This is a genomic window from Methylophilus sp. DW102 (assembly GCF_037076555.1).
Lineage (GTDB): Bacteria > Pseudomonadota > Gammaproteobacteria > Burkholderiales > Methylophilaceae > Methylophilus > Methylophilus glucosoxydans.
This window is the reverse complement of sequence record NZ_AP029023.1, coordinates 2478116-2501099: the sequence shown is the minus strand read 5'-3', so window position 1 is coordinate 2501099 and position 22984 is coordinate 2478116. Positions and strand designations below refer to the sequence as shown.

Below are 22984 nucleotides of genomic sequence, written 5' to 3'. Positions count from 1 at the left end.
CGGTTAAAGCGGGCGGCGGGTTGAAGAAGCCTCAATGATACGGGCTTCAGGCGCTGAGACCTGTTTGGCGGCCAGTTGGGCGACGTATGCGCGGGCCTGTTGGCCCCAGCGTTGTTGCGGCAAGCTGGTGAGCATGGTCTGCAAAGTGCGGTTCATCACGGCATGATCAAACGGTTCAGGCAATACTTCTCCTGCCCCGGCGGCGGCAACATAGCTCGCATAGCCGCACACACTGGTCACCAATTGCGGCAAACCGGCCGTCATCGCTTCAATGAGGACGATCCCGGCCAGCTCTGAGCGCGCGGCGTGTATGAGCACATCGCAGCCTAGCATGAGCGCCGGGATATCCGGGCGGCCCCCAGCTTCAATACAACGGTCGGCGACACCACGCTCGGCGGCATAGGCCTGCATATTGCTGCTGGATTCAAACTCTCCGACGGCGATTAGCCAGCAACGTTGCTTGAGTGTCTCTGGCAGGCTGCTCAAGGCGTTGATTGCACGGTCTACGCCTTTGCGCAAAAAAGCCGAGCCGACGGTGAGCAAGACGATGGCGTCTTCTGGTAACGCAAACGTCTGGCGCACGTAGGCGCGGTGATCCCTGGTGGGCATGTCAGCAAATCGCTGCAGCGGGATATTGGGCGGGATCAGGTGAAAGCGCGCCTGGTCGGTACCATACCAACGCTGAAAAATCGCCTGGTCATGCTGGTTAAGCAGCAAAATTTGTGTGCCTGCCTGGGGGCTAAACACGGCTTGCTCCATGGCAGAAAAAAAACGGTAACGACCAGACAGTTTTTTATACCAGGGTTCGCGTGACATACGTTCGGCATAGCAGGGATCGGCGGCGAAATAGACATCCAGCCCCGGCATGCGGTTAAAGCCGACAATACGGTCAAACTGGCCTTGCGCAATCTTTTGCTGCATCTGGCGGATCAGCGAGGTGTGTCGGTGATGATTGAGCCAACCGCGGGCCTTGAGCAAGCGGATGTGTATGCCTGATGGTTGTTCGCCACGCCATTCGCCGGTAAAAATGGTGACTTCGTGTCCCAATGCCACACAGTCGCGGGCAATACGCAGCATGTCGCGCTGCACACCGCCGTAGGGAAAGTATTTGAATATGAGAAACGCAAACTTCATGCGCTGGCATTGTATGCGAAAATAGCGGCCATGAAACGCATCTTGATCGTCAAAACCACCTCTATGGGGGATGTTATCCACGCTTTGCCGGTGGTGGAGGATCTCTTGCAGCATCATCCCGATGCGCAGATTGACTGGCTGGTAGAAGAAAGTTTTGCCGATATTCCAAGATTGCACCCGCAGGTAAAACAGGTGTTTACCGTCGCGGTGCGCCGCTGGCGCAAGCAGTGGTGGCGTTGGCAGACCTGGCGTGAAATTTCGGTAGTCAAACAGGCTGTCGCGGCTCAACCTTATGATGCCGTGCTGGATTTGCAAGGCCTGCTCAAAAGTGCGGTGATGGCCACCTGGGCGCGTGGTCCGCGCCATGGCTATGATCGACATTCCATTCGTGAGCCCCTGGCCAGCCGCTTTTATCAGCACACCTATGCGATTCCCTACCGGCAGCATGCCGTGATTCGGATGCGCACCCTGGCGGCCAGCGCACTTCATTATGCGATGCCATTGGAAAAACCCAATTACGGACTGTCTGCGCAATGTCCAGATGCTAATAGCATGGCATTTCTCGCTCTCCATGCTACCAGCCGCGATAGCAAACTATGGCCAGAAACTCATTGGGTTGCCTTGGGGCAGTATTATGCGCGGCAAGGATTGCAAATGTGGCTGCCTTGGGGCAACGACATGGAGCATCAACGTGCATTACGCATTGCAGGGCAAGTGCCAGATGCGCTGGTACTGCCCCAAATGGATCTGCAAACACTCGCTCGTCGCATGGTTCATGTGCGGTTCGCTGTTGGTGTTGATACCGGGCTTTCTCACCTGGCCGCGGCATTAAATGTGCCTGTTGTGGCCCTGTATACGGATACTGAGCCAGCTTACACGGGAGTGGCAGCAGGGCGAGTTTCACCTGCGATGAATCTCGGTGGGGCTGGGTTAATGCCGTTAGTGAACGATGTGATAGCCATGCTGGCTCCAATTGCGTGATTCGTGCCGGACGCATTATCAACACCGATGGCCGGGCTATCAACAGCCGCTGGTGACTAAGCTGACGGACATCAATGGTGGCTGGCCATCTGGGCTCAATTGATAAATCACTTTGCAATTTTGTGGGTCTGTTGCACCATCTTTGGTATATACAGTCTGGAAAGAACCGCCTTGATGCTGTGTGTAACTGAAGCCCGTGATATCCATTAAATCTCTAAGACTACCGACACCATCGTCTACAAAAAAACGACCCCATCCCGTCGGATATCCATAATGAAAATAAATCGTCTTGCCTTCTATCACCGTGGTCGGAAATTGCCCACCATCTGCGTTCATATTGCATTCAGGATCCAAAAAACACATGCTTCTACCCATTGTAGCCGCCTGTATAATTGTGCCCTTAAAAGCATATAAAGTCGAAATTCGGGCACTGCTTGCAACATTCGCAAAGCGTGGAAGCGCAGATGCAGCAAGAATACCCAAAATGGTAATGGTGCAAACAAGCTCGACCAGAGTAAATCCTCGATGTTTAAATATCGATGACATGGTGGCAGCATCTCATATCAAATACACGTTTGATTCTATCTTGGAAGCCGCCAAGCAATCAGCCAAGAAGATGCAAGATATATTGCTACTTCTTGGCTTGAGTCAAATCTCGATTTTTCTTTTGGGCAAGGATGACGTTTCAAGCACATCAACCCAAGATAGCGCCCTAAATTTTATCTGATGGCCCTTGAAATCTCTGCGACTGCTCCCCATTTGCAAAAAATACCGTAATAAATCTTAGGGGAGCAATATGCAAGAAGAAAATAACGCATCAGCGGCTGAGCCAATCAACAGCCAGCCTGATGGCCAAACCACACCAGATCTCACGAACGATACTCAAGATGCCCGCATTGCCGAACTCGAATCAGCGCTGGAAGAAGCCAAGGCGCAGGTGCTGTATGTGAAAGCCGAAGGCGAGAATATTCGTCGCCGCGCTGCTGACGATATTGATAAGGCGCGTAAATTTGCGCTCGAAAAATTCAGTGGTGAGTTGCTGGCAGTGAAGGACAGCCTGGATGCCGCGTTGGCGGTAGAGAACGCCGATGTGGATAGCTACAAAAATGGCGTAGAACTGACTGCAAAACAACTATTGAGCGTATTTGAGAAATTCAATATTGCTGAAATCAACCCGGTGGGTGAGAAGTTTGACCCGAACAAGCATCAAGCCATCAGCATGGTGCCAGCAGAGGGTGAGCCCAATACGGTATTAAGCGTCTTGCAAAAAGGCTACAGCCTGAATGAGCGCGTGTTGCGTCCAGCGCTGGTGACCGTGATTCAGGCAAAATAATCCATATTGTGAACAGGGACTTGAAATCTGTAGAGATGTCCCAATGTTCAGTGCATCAGAGATTGAGATTAACCAAATTTAAAGGATAAGGATAACGACTATGGCAAAGATTATCGGGATTGACTTGGGGACCACCAACTCCTGCGTGGCAGTGATGGAAGGCGGGAAACCTCGTGTGATTGAAAACGCTGAAGGTGCGCGTACCACACCTTCTATCATCGCTTATCAGGAAGATGGCGAGATTCTGGTCGGTGCCCCTGCTAAACGTCAGGCCGTGACCAACCCGAAAAACACCCTGTTTGCGGTGAAGCGTCTGATTGGCCGTCGCTTTGACGAAAAAGAAGTGCAAAAAGACATCGACCTCATGCCTTACACCATTGCCAAAGCCGACAATGGTGACGCTTGGGTCGAAGTACGCGGCAAAAAACAGGCGCCGCCACAAATCTCCGCAGAAGTGCTGCGCAAGATGAAGAAAACTGCTGAAGACTATTTGGGCGAAGAAGTGACCGAGGCCGTGATTACCGTGCCTGCTTACTTTAACGACAGTCAGCGTCAGGCCACCAAAGATGCAGGCCGTATTGCCGGTCTGGAAGTGAAACGGATTATCAACGAGCCAACCGCTGCCGCATTGGCATTTGGTTTGGATAAACAGGAAGGTGACCGCAAGATCGCGGTGTATGACCTGGGTGGTGGTACGTTCGATATTTCGATTATCGAAATTACTGAGATTGATGGCGAGCACCAGTTTGAAGTGTTGTCCACCAACGGTGACACGTTCCTCGGTGGTGAAGACTTTGATAACCGCATCATCGACTTCTTGGCCGATGAGTTTAAAAAAGAAAACGGTCTGGACCTGCGCAACGACTTGCTGGCTAAACAGCGTCTGAAAGAGGCAGCTGAAAAAGCCAAGATCGAGTTGTCCGGCGCACAACAGACAGAAGTCAACCTGCCGTACATCACGGCAGATGCAACGGGTCCTAAGCACTTGGTGGTGAAAATCACCCGCGCCAAACTGGAATCCCTGGTGGAAGACCTGATCGAGCGCACCATGGCGCCTTGCAAAATGGCATTGAAAGACGCAGGCGTGTCGCCTTCTGACATCTCTGACGTGATTTTGGTTGGTGGTCAGAGCCGTATGCCTAAAGTGCAAGAAAAAGTGAAAGAGATTTTTGGCAAGGAGCCACGTAAAGACGTGAACCCGGATGAAGCCGTGGCGGTAGGTGCTGCGATTCAGGGCGGCGTATTGAAAGGCGATGTCAAAGACGTATTGCTGCTGGATGTGACCCCATTGTCACTGGGTATTGAAACCCTGGGCAGCGTGATGACCAAGCTGATCAAGAAAAACACCACGATTCCGACTAAGGCTTCGCAAGTGTTCTCTACGGCTGAAGACAACCAGAATGCCGTGACCATTCACGTGCTGCAAGGTGAGCGTGAAATGGCCTCAGGTAACAAGAGCTTGGGTCAGTTCAACTTGAGCGATATTCCACCCGCACCGCGTGGCATGCCACAGATTGAAGTGACTTTTGATATCGATGCCAACGGTATTCTGCATGTGTCTGCGAAAGACAAGGCGACTGGCAAAGAAAACAAAATCACCATCAAGGCAAACTCCGGCTTGTCTGAAGAAGAAATTCAGCGCATGGAAGAAGATGCGGCCAAATATGCAGACGAAGACAAGAAACTGCGTGAACTGGTCGATGCCCGTAACCAGGCTGACAGTGTATTGCACAGCGTGAAAAAATCGCTGGGTGAGCATGGCGACAAGATGGAGGCAGATGAAAAAGCCAAGATCGAAGACGCAATCAAGGCGCTGGAAGATGTCGCTAAAGGCGATGACAAAGCCGACATTGAATCCAAAACCAACGCATTGATGGAAGCTTCGCAAAAACTGGGAGAGAAGGTATACGCTGAGCAACAGGCTCAAGCTAATACCGAGAGCGCACAGCCCCAAGGTGAAAAAACCGTGGAAGGCGATGTGGTCGATGCCGAGTTCGAAGAAGTGAAAAAGGACTAATTCGACACGGCAGGCGAATAGTCGTTAGTCCTCTTGCAGGCTAACGACTTTCGCATTTCTAGACGCTGTTAACTGGACATGAAAAAGGCAAGCAATGGCAGCTGCAAAAAAAGACTATTATGAAGTACTCGGTGTGAACCGGGACGCCAGCGATGAGGAAATTAAAAAAGCCTTTAAAAAGCTGGCGATGAAGTTTCACCCGGACCGTAACCCGGATAACCCTAAAGCCGAAGAGAGCTTTAAGGAAGCAAAAGAAGCCTATGAAGTGCTCAGCGATGAGCAAAAGCGCGCCGCTTACGACCAATATGGTCACGCCGGGGTAGACCCGAGCATGGGCAGCGGCGCTGGCTTTGGCGGCTTCGGTGGCGGTGGATTCAGTGATGCTTTTGGCGATATTTTTGGCGATATTTTCGGCGGTGGACGCAATCAGCGTTCCAACGTCTATCGTGGTGCAGACTTACGGTATAACCTCGAAATTTCGCTTGAAGAGGCGGCGCGCGGCACCGAAACCAAAATCCGTATTCCGGTGCAAGCCACCTGTGAAACCTGTCATGGCTCTGGCGCACGGCCTGGCACCTCTCCTGTCACTTGTACTACTTGTAACGGGCATGGTCAGGTGCGCATGCAGCAGGGCTTTTTCTCTGTGCAGCAGACCTGTCCCAAGTGTCACGGCACCGGCAAGATGGTGAAAGACCCGTGCCCAACTTGCCATGGCAATGGACGCGTCAAACAGAACAAGACACTGAACGTGAAAATTCCGGCCGGTGTGGATGAAGGCGACCGCATTCGTTTAAGCGGTGAAGGGGAGGCTGGCGTCAACGGGGGGCCAACCGGTGATTTGTATGTGGTGGTCCACCTCAAGGAACATCCGATCTTCCAGCGCGATGGCGCAAACCTGCATTGCGAGATGCCGATCAGCTTCAGTACCGCTGCCCTTGGCGGCGAAATCGAAGTGCCAACTCTGGATGGCGCTGCCAAAATGAAGATTCCAGCAGAAACACAGACCGGCAGCGTGTTCCGTTTGCGTGGCAAGGGCATCAAGCCTTTGCGCTCTAGCGAGCATGGCGATCTCATGGTGCATGTGGTGGTTGAAACACCGGTGCGCCTGACCGAGAAGCAAAAAGAGTTGTTGCGCGAGTTTGAGAACAGCACCCAGGCGGATGCGGGCAAACATAGCCCGAAGAACAAAAGTTGGGTCGATAAAGCACGCGATTTTTTCAGCTAATTCTTGTCTTTGATCAAAGCCGTTAGTCTGGCGAGCCGCCTTCTGTTAGACTAACGGTGATTCCATTTTTGACTGTTTTATTTAAAACAGTTTTTCAAGCGATTCTTGCAAGTTGTTGTTTTTATTAAAGTTACAATTTAATAACAATTGAATTTTCAGTTTTACAATTCAGTTACAGCTTGGTCAAATTACTGCAATAACTCCTCCCTATACTGAACACATCTTTAAACGAAACACAAAATGTTTTGTTTGATGGCTAGGTTTAGTTGATTTTCAACGACTAGCATTGATTTCCTCCTGATCCAAACCCCCTTTTAACCCGCTTTTGCGGGTTTCTTTTTTTGTACTGTTTGCTTTGTGCGCCCGGCTTTGTGGCTTACGCAGACGGTGCGGGGTGGTCTCTACTGGCAACATCGTTTATGATAGTGCGCATCTAGGTCTGAAATATCCAGGTCTGAAATGATTTCCTCAAGCACGACTTTGCATTCATACCCTCATGTTAAAAATTGCCATTCTTAATCAGAAAGCCGGAGTTGGGGCGACGACGACTGCGCTAAATCTGGCCGCCGCTTACCAGCGCAAACAACGTCCAGCGTTGTTGCTGGATATGGATCCGCAGGCAAGATTGACCGAGATATATAAGCACACAGGGTTGAATGTTCAGTCCAGCCTGCTCGATTTTTATGAGCGTGGCACCGCTGTCGCCAACCTGGTTCAACCGCTACGTAATGGTTTGCAAGTGATTACGGCCAATCATGCGTTAAGCAAGCTCGATTCGCAATTTGGCCGTGGACCGGCGACCCTGAGTAAGTTGAATGCGGGCTTGGACACCCTGGCACAACAGCAGCCTGCGTTAACGGTGGTGATGGATTGCTGCCCTTACATGGGGGTGATTTCATTAAGTGCCGTGTTTGCCAGTGACCTGGTCGTGGTCCCTGTGACCACGGATTATTTATCGATTCATTCTGCGGTCAGAATGGACAAGGCGCTCAATGCCTTGCAGCCCGTGCTCAAGCGCAAGATCGCACGCCGCTACCTGCTCACGCGTGCCGAGTCACGCAAGAGCATGACCACTGAGGTGGAGCAGGAAATGCGCCGCCTGTTTGGTCAGGAGCTGCTCATGACCAAAATTGGTGAGCATGCTGCCTTGAGCGAAAGTCTGCGTATGGGGCAGCATGTGTTTGAGTATGACGCACAAAGTGCCGCCGCCCATGACTATCTGGCGCTTTACTTCGAGCTGCAGGATGTGTTCAGGCAATTGAACCGGCAACCGCTGGCGACGCTTGCCTGAGCGCCACTAAGCTTCACGGCGGCTGCTTAACCACTGCCGCCGCCAGAAAACTAGCAGCATGGCCAAGGCAATGCCCAGCATCATCAACATCGCCCACCAAAAGCCGTTTGGCTCCTTGAGCCAGGGCATTTCATTGAAGTTCATGCCAAAAATCCCCGCAATCAGTGTCGCTGGCATAAACAGCATGGCGACCACGGTCAATGCCCGTACTTCCAGGTTGACGCGCTGACTCAAGCTGGTCATGTAAATATCCATGAGTCCACTCAAGGTGTCGCGGATCGCTTCCAGCGACTCGGTAAAATGCACGGTGTGATCATACAGGTCGCGCAGGTAAGGCACGGTTTGCGGACTAAAGAATCCGTGTTCATTGCGGATCAGGCTATTGAGCACTTCTCGCAAGGGCCATACTGCCCGTCTGAGCTGGATGGACACATGTTTGAGGCGGTGGATATTCTGCAGGTCTTCCGGCGTGGGCTGGTTAAGCAAATGGGCTTCGAGTTGTTCGGCATCCTCATTTATGGCCTCCAGCACCTGAAAGTAACGTTCCATCAGGCTATCTAGCAGGGTATAGCACAAGTAGTCCGGGCCACTTTGACGCAGCAAGGCCTGGCCCTGCCGCAAGCGCTCGCGCACGGGCTCAAAACTGCCAGAGGGCCTTTCCTGAAAAGTCAGCAGCCACTCACGACCCAAGGCCATGCTGATTTGCTCGGAGCTCACACTCATGCTTTCAGCATCATAGTAAAACAGGCGCGTTTCCAGAAACAGGTAGTCGGGGTAGGTATCCAGTTTGGGACGCTGTTCGGTGTTTAAAATATCGTCCAGTACCAACGGATGCAGCTTGAAACGACGGGCGACGGCTTGTAGCAGGGGAATATCCAGTACGCCGTGCACATTAATCCAGGCCACATGCCCGCCAGGCGCCTGCCAATCAGTGATCTCCTGCATGGTCAGTTGCTGCGCGACTAGCGCTTGCGCGTTGTAGCAAATTTTGTGAATGCAGGCGGCGGTTGACTCTGTTTGCGTGTTCGTGTCGATGCCGGTTTGCGGCTTGCCTAACAGGCGATGTTTGCGGTGCGGGTGCTTGCGTTTAGCCATCATGGTCCCAGATCAATAAGCCGTTTCAGCATAAGCGTTCAAGGCCCGGAAATCAACCCGTGGGCGGGGTCGCAGGCAGTCTATGATAAAATAAACAAAATTATTCAGTGAGAGTTCACATGTCTGGCAATACCATCGGCACCCTGTTTACCCTGACCTCATTCGGCGAATCGCATGGTCCGGCCATTGGCGGGATTGTGGATGGCTGTCCACCAGGGCTGGAGTTGAGCGCGGCCGATTTGCAAGTCGATCTTGATCGCCGCAAACCAGGGACTTCACGCCACGTCACACAACGGGCTGAAGCCGATGAGGTTGAGATTTTGTCTGGCGTGTTTGAAGGCAAAACGACTGGTACACCGATTGGTTTGCTGATTCGCAATACCGATCAGCGCTCGCAGGATTACAGCAAAATCATGGACACTTTCCGTCCTGGGCATGCGGATTATACCTATGCCCAGAAATACGGCATTCGCGATTACCGTGGCGGTGGCCGTTCCAGTGCGCGTGAAACTGCGGTGCGTGTAGCCGCCGGCGCCATTGCCAAAAAATGGCTCAAGCAACAATACGGCGTAGAAATCCGCGGCTATTTGAGCCAACTCGGTGAAATCAAGGTGCCGTTTGTGGGCTGGGAAGCGCTGGCACATGAGGGCAATGCTTTCTTTGCCCCCAATGTCGAGATGTTGCCGCAACTTGAAGCTTATATGGACCAGATCCGTAGCGAGCGCGATTCTGTCGGTGCTCAGATTACTGTGGTGGCCGAACGCGTGCCGGTTGGTCTGGGCGAACCGATTTTCGACCGTCTGGATGCCGATATTGCGCATGCGATGATGGGCATTAATGCCGTTAAAGGCGTGGAAATCGGTGCCGGGTTTGATTCGATTGCCCAGCGCGGCAGCGAGCATTGTGATGAGTTGACGCCAGAAGGGTTTGCCACCAACCATGCCGGGGGCATTTTGGGCGGCATTTCCAGCGGTCAGGACATTGTGGTCAATGTCGCGTTCAAGCCCACGTCCAGTATCCCGCAAGCGCGTCGTTCAATTAATCAGTCTGGCGAGGCGATCATGATGCAAACCACGGGCCGTCATGACCCTTGTGTCGGCATCCGGGCCACGCCTATCGTTGAGGCGATGCTGGCATTGGTGCTGATGGATCATGCCCTGCGTCATCGCGGCCAGAATGCGGACGTGCATTCAAACACGCCTCGTCTGTAATTTCACCCGCCCATGGCCTGCGCCTGGGCGGTGACCTTTAAAGCGCACAACTGTCATGAGCCACGCCTTACACTTTAATCTGTCGCGCTTTTATTTCATCTACTACTTTTTCGTCGGTGCGTTCGTTCCCTACTGGGGGCTTTATCTGACGGCCGAATCCTTCAGTCCTGCGGATATCGGCATCCTCATGTCGCTGTTTCAGTTGAGCCGGATCGTCGCGCCCAATCTGTGGGGCTGGCTGGCTGACCATACCCGGCAACGTGTACGCTGGATACGCGTGACCGCGTTTCTCGGCTTGCTGGGCTTTGTCGCCATCTTTTGGGCCCATGATTTCAAGACCATGTTTATTGTCATGGTCGCCTTAAGTTTATTTACTAGCTCCACCTTGCCGCTGTCGGAGTCGCTGGTACTGGCGCATTTGGCCAGCACCAACGGCCATTACAGCAAAATCCGTTTGTGGGGCTCCTGGGGCTTTATTGTGGCCTCAGTCTTACTCGGTTACCTGACGGACTGGTTTGGCATAGGCAGCCTGCTCTGGTTTATTCTGCTGGTGCAATGCAGCTTGTTTGGCCTGACCTGGTTATTACCTGAGGCGCATGTCCCACCGCATGCGCAGGATGATTTTTCAGTGTGGCAAATTCTGAAGCAGCCAGCCGTGATGTCGCTGCTGATTGGCTGCGCCATGATGGTGACCGCGCATGGGCTCATGTATAACTTTTATTCGATTTATCTGGTCGAGCATGGCTATAGCAAAGGCATGATCGGCTGGTTATGGTCGCTAGGCGTGATTTGCGAAATTGGCATTTTCATGAAAATGCCCTGGATCATGGCACGCTTTAAACTCAAAACCATTTTGCTGGTGAGCCTGCTGATTGGCGTGGTGCGCTTTACCATGATGGGTCTGGTGCCAGATCAACTGTGGTTGTTATTACTGGCGCAAACCCTGCATGCGTTTACCTTTGGCAGTTTTCATGCGGCCTCGGTCGAGGTGGTGACGCAATATTTTAATGGCCGTCACCAGGCCAAAGGGCAGGCCATATATAACAGTGTGGCGTACGGGGTAGGTGGCGCGCTGGGTGGCTTACTTGGCGGTTTTGCCTTGCAGTATTTAGGCGGCCAATTGACCTTTACGCTAGCGGCTCTGTTTCCGCTCCTTGGGGCCGTGATCGTGGCGGTGGGGCTGCATCTGCACCAACCTTATGCGCGCAATGGCATGTTTAGTCATTAGCGAAGGTGGGCACATCAGCAGGTATAAAAAAACGGCCTGATGGCCGTTTTTATTTGCATGTGCGGTTATGAAAGACGTTTGTCTTTCTCAATTAATGCATAAGCCGAGTGATTGTGGATAGACTCGAAATTTTCAGATTCAACAACGTATTTGATGATGCGTTTTTCATCATTGAGTTGTGCTGCGACGTCACGCACCATATCCTCGACAAATTTTGGATTGTCATAGGCACGCTCGGTAACGAATTTTTCATCTGGACGCTTGAGCAGACCATACAACTGGCAAGAGGCTTGTTCTTCAACCAGAGTCACCAAGTCTTCCAGCCACATAAACTCGCTCAATAATGCAGTCACAGTCACATGTGAGCGCTGATTATGTGCGCCGTAGTCAGAAATTTTCTTGCTGCATGGGCACAGGCTGGTCACTGGTACCATGACCTTGACGGTAATCTCGAACTGGCCGTTTTTGATTTCACCGATAAACGTTACTTCATAATCAAGCAGGCTTTTCACACCAGATACTGGCGCCGCTTTGTTGATGAAGTAAGGGAAACGCATTTCCACATAGCCTGATTCAGCCTCCAGGCGCTCAACCATTTGGCGCAAGATGGTTTCAAATGAATCAATCGAGATGGCACGCTCGTTCATGTTCAATATCTCGACAAAGCGAGACATATGCGTGCCTTTAAAATTGTGCGGCAAGTGCACAAACATATCAAACATCGCTACGGTATGTTGTTCGCCGCCCGTTTTGTCTTTGACAATCACAGGGTGACGGATAGATTTGATGCCGACTTTGTTGATGTCCAGACGACGCACGTCAGGCGTATTTTGTACGTCTTCAATCGTTGTGGGGATCACGGGTTGATTCATTAGGGTTCCATAGCGGTGATGCCCGCCTGTTAGTTAATAGTTGAGTTTACTACTCGGAAATTAATTTCTCAATAGCCAAGCGTATACCGGTCTCGTCTAGACCACAATCCGCAAGCATAGTTTCATGTTTGCCGTGATCAATAAAACGGTCAGGAAGTCCCAGACAGCGGATGGCTTTCACTACGCCATGCGACTGCAAGCACTCCATGACGGCAGCGCCAGCTCCACCCTGTACAGCGTTTTCTTCCACCGTGACCAGGTAGTCGTGGGTTTGCGCCATGTGCAACACCATCGCTTCATCCAGCGGCTTGATAAAGCGCATATTCACCACGCTGGCATTCAAAGCTTCTGCAGCTTGTAACGCAGGCTGCAGCATGCTGCCAAACGCCAGAATTGCCACTTTTACGCCCTGTCTGACTTGGCTGGCTTTGCCGATTTCTAGCGTCGCTAACGTGGGCGACACGGTGGCACCGATGCCACTGCCGCGCGGATAGCGGACAGCCGCAGTCCCAGGGTAGTGGTAGCCGGTAGACAGCATCAGCCGGCACTCGTTTTCATCGCTGGGCGCCATGATGACGATCTCCGGGATGCAGCGCAAAAAGCTTAAATCAAAGCTGCCAGCATGGGTGGGGCCATCGGCACCGACCAGCCCGGCACGGTCAATCGCCAGTAACACATCCAGTTTTTGCAGCGCAATATCGTGGATCAATTGGTCGTAAGCGCGCTGTAAAAAGGTCGAGTAGATCGCCACTACGGGCTTAAGGCCATCGCACGCCATGCCAGCAGCAAAGGTCAATGCGTGTTGTTCAGCAATGCCGACATCAAAATAGCGTGCCGGATACGTCTCTGCAAAACGATTGAGTCCGGAACCGTCACACATGGCAGGCGTGATGCCTATCAGTTTGTCATCTGCCGCGGCCATGTCTACCAGCCAATCACCAAACACTTGCGTATAGGTTGGACGGTCGCTGTGGCTCAGGCTGTGGCCATTTTCCGGATCAAACTTGCTTACCCCGTGGTATTTGTTCGGGTTATCTTCGGCCGGGCTGTAGCCTTTGCCTTTTTGTGTGACCACATGCAAGAACTGCGGCCCTTGCAATTGGCGGATATTGCCCAGCGTATCCACCAGCGTGTCTATGTCGTGGCCATCAATCGGGCCGATGTAATTAAACCCGAATTCTTCAAACAGGGTGCCGGGCGTGACCATGCCTTTGGCATGTTCTTCCGCGCGTTTGGCAAATTCTTTGACGGGCGGCATGATATCCAGCACTTTTTTACCGCTACGGCGTACGCTGTCATACAACTTGCCCGACATGAGGCGAGCCAGGTAATTGTTGAGCGCCCCCACATTGTTGGAAATGCTCATGTCGTTGTCATTGAGGATCACCAGGATATTGGTATCCATGTCGCCCGCATTATTGAGCGCCTCAAACGCCATGCCTGCGGTCATGGCACCATCACCGATAATGGCAACACTGCGGCGATCGAGTCCTTGCGCTTTGGCCGCTACTGCCATGCCTAGCGCTGCAGAAATCGAGGTGCTGGAGTGGCCGGTGCCAAAGGTGTCGTACTCACTCTCATCACGCTTGGGAAAACCGGCAATCCCGCCCGCCTTGCGCAGGCTTGCCATGGCTTCGCGTCTGCCGGTCAGAATTTTGTGCGGATAGGTTTGATGGCCCACGTCCCACACTAAGCGGTCATCCGGCGTGTTGTAAATGTAATGCAGCGCAATGGTTAGTTCGACGACGCCAAGGTTAGAGGCCAGATGCCCCCCTGTTTGCGAGACGCTTTGAATCAGAAATGCTCGCAGCTCTGCAGCCAGCACTTTGAGTTGTGTGCGCTCGAGTGCGCGTAACTCAGTGGGGGATTGAATACGGGACAACAGTGAAGTCATGATTAAAAAGGACGCTCACAAATAAATTTGGCAATCCCGCGCAGCGGATCCGCCTGGGCACCATAGCCTGCCAATAATTGCAGCGCTTCAGCATAAAGTGCTTCTACCAGTGTTTTTGCCTCTTCCAGCCCCAGCAGGCTGACGTAGGTAGACTTGTCTTGCAGCGCATCCTTGCCAGCCGTTTTGCCCAGGGTTTGTGTATCTGCCGTTGCATCGAGAATGTCATCGACAACCTGAAATGCCAGCCCCATCTTTTGGCTGTATTGCTCAAGACACTGAATTAACGCGGGTGCGGTGTCTGGCGCCGCGTAAGCGCCAAGCAATGTCGCGGCTTGGATCAGCGCGCCAGTTTTATATTGATGCATGGTCTCTAACTCAGCGCGCGTCAGCCGTTTGCCCGTACTCTGCAAATCGATGCTTTGGCCGCCACACATGCCACGTGAGCCGGTCGCTTGTGCCAATACCTGCACTTGCTTGAGCGCTTGTGGTGCCTGAGTCTCGGCGATGCATTCAAATGCCAGACTTTGCAAGGCATCACCGACCAGCAGTGCGGTGGCATCATCATATTGCTTATGGCAACTCGGCTTGCCACGACGCAAATCGTCGTCATCCATGCATGGCATATCGTCATGCACCAATGAAAATGCGTGAATCAACTCGACAGCTGCCGCACTGGCATCAGCCGTCATTCTGGAGGTGCCTGCCAGTTCTGCTGCGGCATAACTCAATAACGCACGCACCCGTTTACCTCCACCGAGCACCGCGTAACGCATGGCTTCGTGCAGGCGTTCAGGCAATATTTGCTCACCAGGCAAAAGGCGAGCCAGCACCTGCTCCACATGTTGTTGATGTGCGCGTGCCCAATGATCAAAGACAAAAGCAGAAGTGGTCATGAATAAACAGGAAAGTGGCTGGCGGGTTAATTCGCTTCGAAGGGCGTCAGTTGCTGTTGTTGGTTAAGCAGCATCACGGTTTGTTCTGCTTGCTCTAAAGAGGTCTGGCAAGCTTGTAACAATTGCACGCCCTCAGTATAGGCTGCCAGTGAAGCCTCTAGCGGCAGTTCGCCTGACTCCATGCGCTTGACGATGGTTTCTAGCGCCGCTAGGCGTTCGGCAAAACTTGGTTGATCACTCACCGCAGACGGTGTTTTTTTGGGAGCACTCATGAAAATAGGCCTATGAAAACGCTGGCTATTTTAACAAAACTCCCCCTGCTTGCGGGATTATTCTCAAGATAGGGTTATTGCGCTGGCGGAAGCACCTTGAGCAAAAATTGGCGGATATCGTTGATCTCTTCGTCGCAAACACTATGCGGCATATCGTATTCATGCCATTCCACCGCATAGCCTGTGGCCTCCAGTGTTTGCCGCGAAGCTTGCGCGGTTGCCATGGTAATTACGCTATCAAAACGGCCATGCGCCATCCAGATCGGGCACTGCTGGTTGGCTGGGTGTTTTTCTTGGGAGAGTTGACTCTTTAAGGGTAAGTATGTGGAAAGCGCCAGAACGCCTGCCAACGTTTGCGGAAAACGCGTTGCCGTATGTAAAGCCATCGCGCCGCCTTGCGAGAACCCTGCCAGTAAAATGCGGTGCGCCGGGATGCCCTGCGCAATTTCGGCTTCTATCATCGCAATTAATGTCGCTTGCATGCCTTTAATCCCAGCTTCATCTTGCGGGCTGTCAGGCTGTAGCCCAAAAATGTCATACCAGGCACGCATCTCGTAGCCGTTATTCAGAGTAACTGGACGATAGGGGGCGTGGGGTAAGATAAATTTTATGTGGGGCAGGTTGAGCATCTGTACCACAGGCTCAAAGTCATGTCCGTCGGCACCTAGGCCGTGGAGCCAGATGATGATGGCAGTGGAAGAAGTTGACGTATGATTAACCAGAATATGCTCTAACATTACAGTGAACTTTTTAAAACGGGTCGTTAGTATAACAACTTGCTTTCTTTTGTCATTCATGGTGCAACCATAGTACAGGTGGCTCCATTATTTAAATCGCAGGTAATTGATGCATTTCCGGGTGGTCTAGCAATGGAAATAAAGCTTGTAACTGCTGTAACCTTTGCGCCATTGTTAATATTCGTGCAGGCTTTAGCGAGAGGAAATGGAATATTAGAGGGACTCTTGTTGAGTTGAATATCAGCATATACTTTTCTTGCGTAAATGCTTGATTCTGCCAAGCATGCGTTGTTCGATGCTTCTCTAGTGTAGTTCTGATATGCTGGAATTGCCACCGATGCCAAAACACCAAGAATAGCCATGGCAACCATTAATTCGATTAAAGTGAAACCGCAAATTTGCTTTATTTTCATGAGGGCCCCAAAAAATAAAGCCCTGCACTGGCAGGGCTTTATTTACTATTCAATTTGTTAACTGAACTCTCAAAATCTCAGATTCAGTTATGAACAGGTGCCGCCTGCACTTAAGTCACAAGTCCAAACTTTGCTACCAGGGCTTTTAGATGTTGCAGTGAATGTGGCTGTAGCTGATGCTGGAGCAGCGATCCCTGAACAGGCTTTATTTTGAGGTTGGGTCAGGTTTGCTTGCGCGACGCCTCTGGAGAAGTCAATAATGACGCGATCAGCATAAGCTTTGGCTTCCAGCTGGCATGAGCTTTCAGCAGCTTCTTTTGTATAGTCCTGATAAGCCGGAATCGCCACAGAAGCCAAAATACCAATAATCGCTACCACGATCATCAATTCAATCAGGGTAAAACCTTGTTGTGCGTGTTTTTTCATCATGTTTTCCTTCAAGTCAAGTTTAAAGTCAGTTACTTCTTTGTTTAAGTCACTGCTTTTTCAACAGTGTTGGCTAACCCTAAAGCAACAGGCGTGCCAATCCTCTTTTGTGGTTTGTAACTGATTGAAAAATATGAATTAAAGGGTTTTTATGCTTTATTTCTTCGAATTGAATTTAAAAAGTGAGGGCTTGGTTGCGATTAGTTAAGCTGACAGAAAGTGACAGGCTTTGCCCATCTTTGACAGGATAGGTGATGGTTTTGGGCAGGTGGTTTGGCTAAATGCAAAAAAGGGATTGTGTGGTACACAATCCCTTTACTTGGTGCCAGTCGCTTGCTTTTGGCCGTGACTGATTTGCAAAAACAGTGTTGTTTACAACGTAAGACTTACCAGAATTTCCACCAGGGTTTACTGTTGCCTTGCGATTTTTTTCCAGAACCCTGGCTAATTACTTTCCCGATTCGGCAACCTTTTTCAGGCTTTCGAGACCTGGATCAAAAAAGTCGTCGAGCGCCTTGGTCGCGGCATCATCATTTTGCTCAGGCTTTGGAATGTTGGAGGAATCGGCGCGAGTGTAGCTGCCTTTGACTGAAACGACAGTGTCATTGCCGTTGGCAGTCACTGTGATCATTGGGTAAAAGTTAGCAAACTGTAATGTACTTTTTTCATACACATATTCATATTTAACGCGCATGCCAGCGTCGTCAATAAAACGCAGTTTTTCGTACATGACGCCGCCGTTTTTCAGTTTGACGGTGCGGTAGGTGGCATCGTCGCCGTTTTCATCTTTTTTCTGCTCTACGGTGGTAGACACAACGCCTGAATGCCAGGCTTGTTCGTTCCCAAAATCTTTGACCAATGCCCATACTTTTGCAGCAGGCGCTTTGATGGTGACGCTTTTTTCAAAGCGTAAGGCTGCTGCACCGTGTGCACCAGCGGTGAGGGGGATCAACGGCAATAAAGAAACAGCAATCATGCCTAGAAATTTTTTCATTACATATCTCCTGAAATTTACAGACTTTTAAAACTAAAGCTCGGCGTGGATCGGTAAGCGGTCAAAGTGTTTTAAAAAACAATCCGAGACTTTACCCAAAAATAAACTTCTTTGCGACTAATTCATTGGTCATCCTGTGAAAAAATCAAAAAATAGATTGCTTTGGCTCTGCACAGCCCTTTTCTTGCTATTTCGCTTCGAGAATAAATTGCCCGAAAGAGCGGCATAACTTGGGACTGCTGATCGTTTGCGTCACGGTATTGGTGAGTGCGTCTATGATGGAGACATTGTCAGTCCCCCAGTTGACGACCAGTACCTGATTGCTGGCCTTGTCGTATTCAATGCCCTCGGGATATTCGCCCACAGCGATGGTTGTGATGGTGTTGCCATTGGTCAAATCAATTACCGACACGCTTTCGGCGTGATTGTTGCTCACGTAAGCACGACGGCCATCTGGGCTGATCGCCACGCCATAAGGGTGCTGCCCGGTTTTGACGGTGCTGGCCTGATAGGTCTCTACATTCAGCAAGGTGAGCGTGTTGCTGACCACATTAACGACAAACACGGTTTTACCATCCGGGCTCAAGCTTAGTGCAAAGGGATGCAGGCCAACGGGCACTTGTGCAATGGTTCTCAAGGTTTTGGTATCGACCACGGTGACATCGTTACTGTCGCGGTTGGCGATAAACAGCTTTTTGTTATCCGCACTGACCAGCAAGCCGGAAGGGGTTTTGCCCGCTTTGAAGGTTTGCTGTTTTTCAGGATGCGCAGTATCCACTGCAATCACTTGCTCGCCGCCCCAATCGGCCACGTACAAGGTTTTCTCGTCGCGGCTTAAAGCAATGCCAACGGCTTGGGCGTTGACCGGAATTTCTTGCACCGTTTGTTGGGTGGCGCTATTGATCACTGACACGGTTTGGCTATTAGCGTTGCTGATATACACGCGCTGCTTTTTAGGTGCGATAGCCACCCCGACTGGGGCTTTGCCCACCGCAATGGTACGCGTGACTTGCTTGCTGGCGATGTCCAGCACGGATACGCTGTCACTGCCTTGATTGGTGATGTAAGCGAGGTTGCCCGCTAACGCGAAAATGGGCACACCAAGCAAGAGGGGGGCAAAAAACTTCATACTTGCCAACGGGAGACGGATCGAGAGCCCGGTCGTAAATCTGGTTGAAAATCGCTTGAGCATGGGCAAACAACGCATGGTCTTGTCTCTGGTTGACAGTGTTTTCGTGGGGCGCATGATGGATTTTAAATAAATTGGCGAGTCTGCTTTTGAATTTTATACACCTTGCCGGGCTTGCGCATGCTTTTGACGGTTGTCCTTTCATTAAAGGCTAAAGTGTGAAAAAATTGCATGAAATATTGAAGGCAGTTTTTTATGTTAGATCGTGATGGATACCGTCCAAACGTCGGAATTGTGCTTTGCAATACGCACAATCAGGTGTTTTGGGGCAAGCGTATCAGGGAACATGCATGGCAGTTTCCGCAAGGCGGCATCAAATATGGTGAAACGCCTGAGCAAGCCATGTATCGTGAATTGATGGAAGAGGTTGGCCTCAAGCCTGAGCACGTTAAAATTCTGGGCCGTACACGTGACTGGCTGCGCTATGACGTGCCTACCAGCTGGGTCAAGCGCGAGTGGCGCGGAAGCTACAAAGGACAAAAACAGATCTGGTTTTTGTTGCGCCTGATCGGGCGTGACAGTGATGTGTCATTGCGCGCGACCGAGCATCCCGAGTTTGATGCCTGGCGCTGGAGTGAGTACTGGGTGCCGCTGGAGGATGTGATCGAATTCAAGCGCGAGGTCTATCAATTGGCCTTGAATGAATTGGCGACTTTTCTGCATCATCCTGCTAGGCGCCATTATCCTAAAGCACGCAAACCCTCGGCCGTGACCAAGCAGCCGCCCACCGTAACGCCAGAGTAATGTTCATGCCTGGTTTATAACCAGCTTGCTGTTGCGCGATCTTGCGGTAATATCCACTGCGGTCTCAGGCCGTGGCAGGTGTAGCCGTTTGGGTAACGCAGCAGATAATCCTGATGCTCCGGTTCTGCCAGCCAGAAATCTGTTGCGGGCGTAAGCTCGGTGACAATTTTGCCGGGCCAGATGCCTGAGGCGTTCATTTCAGCGATCAATTGTTCGGCAACAGCTTGCTGTTCTGCTGATGCATAAAAAATGGCCGATCTGTAAGAGGGCCCCAAATCGTTCCCCTGGCGGTTAGGCGTGGTCGGGTCGTGAATCTGAAAGAAAAACACAAGTAATTGCCGCAGGCTGATCTGCGCGGGATCAAATACAATCTCAATCGCCTCGGCATGGTTGCCATGATTTTTGTAAGTGGCATGGGGCACCTCTCCGCCGGTATAGCCTACCCGTGTGCTAATGATGCCTGGCAGTCTTCTGATTAAATCCTGCATGCCCCAAAAGCAGCCACCCGCCAGAATAATGTTGTCTTGCATAACCTTCCTCTTTCATCACAAGCAGCCCTGCGTGGTCAAAATGACCGGGTTTTAAATATGGGAATGCTTGAGTCGTGTATCAAATCAAACACTTACTGTCTGTCCAGTATAGTGTGTTTAGGTTAAAATACTTCATTTTAGTTCTAACAATGTTGGGGAGCATATGTCAGTCAAGGTAGGCATTAACGGGTTTGGACGGATAGGTCGCATGGCTTTGCGTGCGGCAATTGAGCAGCCAGAGTTCAGCAATATTGAAGTGGTGGCGATTAACAGCTCATATGATGTTGAATACATGATGTATTTGCTCAAGTATGACTCAGTCCATGGTCGGTTTAATGCCAAAGTAGAAGCTGACAATGGCGCGTTGGTGGTGAATGGTAAGCGTATCCATTTGACGGCTGAGCGTGACCCGAACAATATTGACTGGCGCAAAGGCGGTGCAGAGATTGTGGTGGAGTCCACCGGCGCCTTTTTGACTCAGGAAGCCTGCCAGCCGCATATTCAAGGCGGTGCCAAAAAAGTAGTGCAATCTGCGCCGGGTAAAGATGATACTCCCATGTTTGTATTTGGCGTGAATCACCATGAGTATGTTGGTCAGGCCATTATTTCAGCGGCTTCGTGTACCACCAACGGCTTGGCGCCTTTAGCCAAAGTCTTGCACGATAGCTTTGGTATCAAGCGTGGCCTGATGACCACCATTCATGCCGCCACTGCATCACAACTCACGGTTGATGGCACCTCCAAAAAAGACTGGCGCGGCGGTCGCAGTGTGTTTGAAAACATTATTCCTTCGAGTACAGGCGCGGCCAAGGCGGTGGGCAAGGTGATTCCTTCCCTCAACAAAAAACTCACCGGCATGTCCATGCGCGTGCCTTCTGCCGATGTGTCTGTCGTTGATCTGACCGTGGAGCTCAATAGCGAAACGACTTATGAGGCCATTTGTGCAGCCATGCAACAAGCTGCTGACGGCGCGCTGAAAGGCGTACTGGAATACACTAACGAGAAGGTGGTTTCCAGTGACTTCCGTAGCAGCCCAGCCGCCAGTGTGTTTGATGCCGATGCCGGCATTATGCTGGATCCGACCTTTGTTAAAGTGGTCGGCTGGTATGACAATGAATACGGATATACCTGTAACCTGCTGCGTCTGGTTCAACACATTGCTTAATCATGCACGGGGCTTTATGCCCCGTTTGCTTTTGCCAAACAGCTTTTTATCCTTACCAGTTTATATTCAAGCGGCGCCGACCGCTCAAGGGAGACCTTCATGAAATTCATCAAAATGACCGACCTCGATTTACGTGGCAAGCGCGTTTTCATCCGTGCGGATCTCAATGTGCCGGTGAAAGATGGCGTGGTGACCAGTGATGCCAGAATTGTGGCCAGCATGCCCACCATAGAATATGCATTGAAAGCTGGCGCCAAAGTGATGGTGACTTCACACTTGGGCCGTCCTGAAGAAGGCGTGTATACCGAAGAAAACTCCCTGAAGCCCGTGGCCGATGTCATGAGCAAGCTATTGGGTCAGCCGGTCCGCCTGGTGAAAAACTGGCTGGCACCAAATGCGCCTGAAGACAGTTTGACCACCGAGGACGGTCAGTTGATTTTGCTCGAAAACTGCCGTTTTAATGTGGGCGAGAAAAAAAACAATGATGAGCTGGCCAAAAAGTACGCCGCGCTCTGCGATGTATTTGTCATGGATGCCTTTGGCACCGCACACCGCGCCGAAGCCTCCACCCACGGCATTGCCAAATTTGCGCCTGTCGCCTGTGCCGGTATTTTGCTGACCGAAGAGCTGGATGCCTTGAGCCAGGCCTTGCTGGCCCCGGCACGTCCGCTGGTGGCGATTGTGGGCGGGTCTAAAGTCTCTACCAAGCTCACCGTGCTGGAAAGTTTGTCTGACAAAGTGGATCAACTGGTGGTAGGCGGCGGCATTGCCAATACCTTCCTCAAGGCGACGGGTCATGAAATAGGCAAATCTCTGTGCGAAGACGACCTGGTGGAAACGGCCAAAGGCCTGATGGGGAAAATGGCTGCCCGTGGCGCTTGTGTGCCGATTGCTAAAGATGTGGTGGTAGGTAAGCAGTTTGATGCGAATGAGCCTGCCGTGAAAAAAGCCGCAACTGAGGTCGCTGCCGATGACATGATTTTTGATATCGGCGCGCAATCCGCGGCTGAGTTGGTCGATATCATCATGAAAGCCGGTACCGTGGTCTGGAATGGCCCGGTTGGTGTGTTTGAGTTTGACCAGTTTGGCGAAGGCACCAAAACCATTGCCAAGGCGATTGCCGAAACCAAGGCGTTTACGCTGGCTGGGGGCGGTGACACCATTGCCGCCATTCAAAAATACGACATCTATGACAAAGTGTCTTACATCTCAACTGCCGGCGGCGCGTTTCTGGAGTTTCTGGAAGGCAAGACCTTGCCTGCGGTGGCCATGCTGGAAGCGCGTGCTGCCTAGTTTTTGCTCACCGCGGTGGGCTGCTCGCGGACTTAGCCCACATTTGG

At 51.4% G+C, this 22984-nt stretch carries 23 protein-coding genes; 10 read left to right on the top strand and 13 right to left on the bottom strand.

The genetic code is table 11. The features are described 5' to 3' along the window. Window positions 1-3 precede the first annotated feature (3 nt). Entirely contained in the window at window positions 4-1134 is a 1131-nt protein-coding gene (locus AACH41_RS11785; RefSeq protein WP_338655296.1) for a glycosyltransferase family 4 protein, read from the bottom strand. A gap of 30 nt (window positions 1135-1164) precedes the next feature. Between AACH41_RS11785 and waaC the strand changes: the two genes are divergently transcribed. Further along, window positions 1165-2115, top strand: coding sequence for a lipopolysaccharide heptosyltransferase I (gene waaC / locus AACH41_RS11780; protein WP_338655294.1), 951 nt, complete (start codon window positions 1165-1167; stop codon window positions 2113-2115). A 39-nt stretch (window positions 2116-2154) separates the two neighbouring features. Here the strand turns inward: waaC and AACH41_RS11775 are convergent, their stop codons facing one another. Further along, the gene (locus AACH41_RS11775; protein WP_313985624.1) at window positions 2155-2661 is read right to left on the bottom strand and encodes a type II secretion system protein; all 507 of its coding nucleotides are present in this window, start codon (window positions 2659-2661) and stop codon (window positions 2155-2157) included. Window positions 2662-2911: 250 nt separating this feature from the next. Here AACH41_RS11775 and grpE point away from each other — a divergent pair, with 250 nt between their 5' ends. The 4 genes from grpE to AACH41_RS11755 all read left to right on the top strand — a co-directional run bounded on the left by grpE (window position 2912) and on the right by AACH41_RS11755 (window position 7981). After that, a complete protein-coding gene (gene grpE, locus AACH41_RS11770) occupies window positions 2912-3448 on the top strand; it encodes a nucleotide exchange factor GrpE (RefSeq protein WP_275356311.1) in 537 nt (178 codons plus the stop codon). 100 nt (window positions 3449-3548) lie between these two features. Next, window positions 3549-5465: a molecular chaperone DnaK gene (gene dnaK / locus AACH41_RS11765; protein WP_338655290.1), complete on the top strand. Its 1917-nt coding sequence runs from the start codon at window positions 3549-3551 to the stop codon at window positions 5463-5465. 94 nt (window positions 5466-5559) lie between these two features. After that, the gene (dnaJ, locus tag AACH41_RS11760) at window positions 5560-6690 is read left to right on the top strand and encodes a molecular chaperone DnaJ (protein ID WP_338655288.1); all 1131 of its coding nucleotides are present in this window, start codon (window positions 5560-5562) and stop codon (window positions 6688-6690) included. Window positions 6691-7186: 496 nt separating this feature from the next. Next, window positions 7187-7981, top strand: coding sequence for a ParA family protein (locus AACH41_RS11755; protein WP_338655286.1), 795 nt, complete (start codon window positions 7187-7189; stop codon window positions 7979-7981). Window positions 7982-7987: 6 nt separating this feature from the next. On the opposite strand, the gene corA is transcribed toward AACH41_RS11755, so the two are convergent. Next, complete coding sequence (gene corA, locus AACH41_RS11750) at window positions 7988-9076, bottom strand: magnesium/cobalt transporter CorA (protein ID WP_338657605.1); 1089 nt, start codon at window positions 9074-9076, stop codon at window positions 7988-7990. Window positions 9077-9195: 119 nt separating this feature from the next. Between corA and aroC the strand changes: the two genes are divergently transcribed. Both aroC and AACH41_RS11740 read left to right on the top strand, forming a co-directional pair. After that, entirely contained in the window at window positions 9196-10287 is a 1092-nt protein-coding gene (gene aroC, locus AACH41_RS11745; RefSeq protein ID WP_275356308.1) for a chorismate synthase, read from the top strand. A gap of 55 nt (window positions 10288-10342) precedes the next feature. Beyond that, window positions 10343-11515 carry an MFS transporter gene (locus AACH41_RS11740; RefSeq protein WP_338655283.1) on the top strand — a complete coding sequence of 391 codons (1173 nt, stop codon included), beginning with the start codon at window positions 10343-10345 and terminating at the stop codon, window positions 11513-11515. A gap of 65 nt (window positions 11516-11580) precedes the next feature. On the opposite strand, the gene folE2 is transcribed toward AACH41_RS11740, so the two are convergent. The 9 genes from folE2 to AACH41_RS11695 form a co-directional block, all read right to left on the bottom strand. Next, the gene (folE2, locus tag AACH41_RS11735) at window positions 11581-12387 is read right to left on the bottom strand and encodes a GTP cyclohydrolase FolE2 (protein WP_275356307.1); all 807 of its coding nucleotides are present in this window, start codon (window positions 12385-12387) and stop codon (window positions 11581-11583) included. A gap of 49 nt (window positions 12388-12436) precedes the next feature. Then, window positions 12437-14281 carry a 1-deoxy-D-xylulose-5-phosphate synthase gene (gene dxs / locus AACH41_RS11730; RefSeq protein WP_275356306.1) on the bottom strand — a complete coding sequence of 615 codons (1845 nt, stop codon included), beginning with the start codon at window positions 14279-14281 and terminating at the stop codon, window positions 12437-12439. Window positions 14282-14283: 2 nt separating this feature from the next. Next, a complete protein-coding gene (locus AACH41_RS11725; protein WP_338655281.1) occupies window positions 14284-15174 on the bottom strand; it encodes a farnesyl diphosphate synthase in 891 nt (296 codons plus the stop codon). A 26-nt stretch (window positions 15175-15200) separates the two neighbouring features. After that, window positions 15201-15446, bottom strand: a complete 246-nt coding sequence (locus tag AACH41_RS11720) for an exodeoxyribonuclease VII small subunit (protein ID WP_194748651.1) — start codon at window positions 15444-15446, stop codon at window positions 15201-15203. A 74-nt stretch (window positions 15447-15520) separates the two neighbouring features. Further along, entirely contained in the window at window positions 15521-16183 is a 663-nt protein-coding gene (locus AACH41_RS11715; RefSeq protein WP_338657604.1) for a dienelactone hydrolase family protein, read from the bottom strand. Between the two features lie 56 nt (window positions 16184-16239). Then, window positions 16240-16596, bottom strand: coding sequence for a prepilin-type N-terminal cleavage/methylation domain-containing protein (locus tag AACH41_RS11710; RefSeq protein ID WP_338655279.1), 357 nt, complete (start codon window positions 16594-16596; stop codon window positions 16240-16242). Between the two features lie 87 nt (window positions 16597-16683). Continuing rightward, window positions 16684-17025: a prepilin-type N-terminal cleavage/methylation domain-containing protein gene (locus AACH41_RS11705; RefSeq protein WP_338655277.1), complete on the bottom strand. Its 342-nt coding sequence runs from the start codon at window positions 17023-17025 to the stop codon at window positions 16684-16686. A 445-nt stretch (window positions 17026-17470) separates the two neighbouring features. Continuing rightward, window positions 17471-18016: an SRPBCC family protein gene (locus tag AACH41_RS11700; protein ID WP_275356303.1), complete on the bottom strand. Its 546-nt coding sequence runs from the start codon at window positions 18014-18016 to the stop codon at window positions 17471-17473. 187 nt (window positions 18017-18203) lie between these two features. Next, window positions 18204-19262 (bottom strand): YncE family protein, encoded by a 1059-nt coding sequence (locus AACH41_RS11695; protein ID WP_338655275.1) that lies wholly within the window; start codon window positions 19260-19262, stop codon window positions 18204-18206. A 138-nt stretch (window positions 19263-19400) separates the two neighbouring features. On the opposite strand from AACH41_RS11695, the gene AACH41_RS11690 reads away from it, so the two are divergent. Continuing rightward, a complete protein-coding gene (locus AACH41_RS11690; RefSeq protein WP_275356300.1) occupies window positions 19401-19949 on the top strand; it encodes an RNA pyrophosphohydrolase in 549 nt (182 codons plus the stop codon). Between the two features lie 14 nt (window positions 19950-19963). Here AACH41_RS11690 and msrA read toward each other — a convergent pair whose 3' ends face one another. Beyond that, window positions 19964-20479, bottom strand: coding sequence for a peptide-methionine (S)-S-oxide reductase MsrA (msrA, locus tag AACH41_RS11685; RefSeq protein WP_338655273.1), 516 nt, complete (start codon window positions 20477-20479; stop codon window positions 19964-19966). Between the two features lie 163 nt (window positions 20480-20642). Between msrA and gap the strand changes: the two genes are divergently transcribed. Both gap and AACH41_RS11675 read left to right on the top strand, forming a co-directional pair. Beyond that, window positions 20643-21644: a type I glyceraldehyde-3-phosphate dehydrogenase gene (gene gap / locus AACH41_RS11680; protein WP_338655272.1), complete on the top strand. Its 1002-nt coding sequence runs from the start codon at window positions 20643-20645 to the stop codon at window positions 21642-21644. A 99-nt stretch (window positions 21645-21743) separates the two neighbouring features. After that, window positions 21744-22937 carry a phosphoglycerate kinase gene (locus AACH41_RS11675; protein WP_338655270.1) on the top strand — a complete coding sequence of 398 codons (1194 nt, stop codon included), beginning with the start codon at window positions 21744-21746 and terminating at the stop codon, window positions 22935-22937. Window positions 22938-22984: the final 47 nt, after the last annotated feature.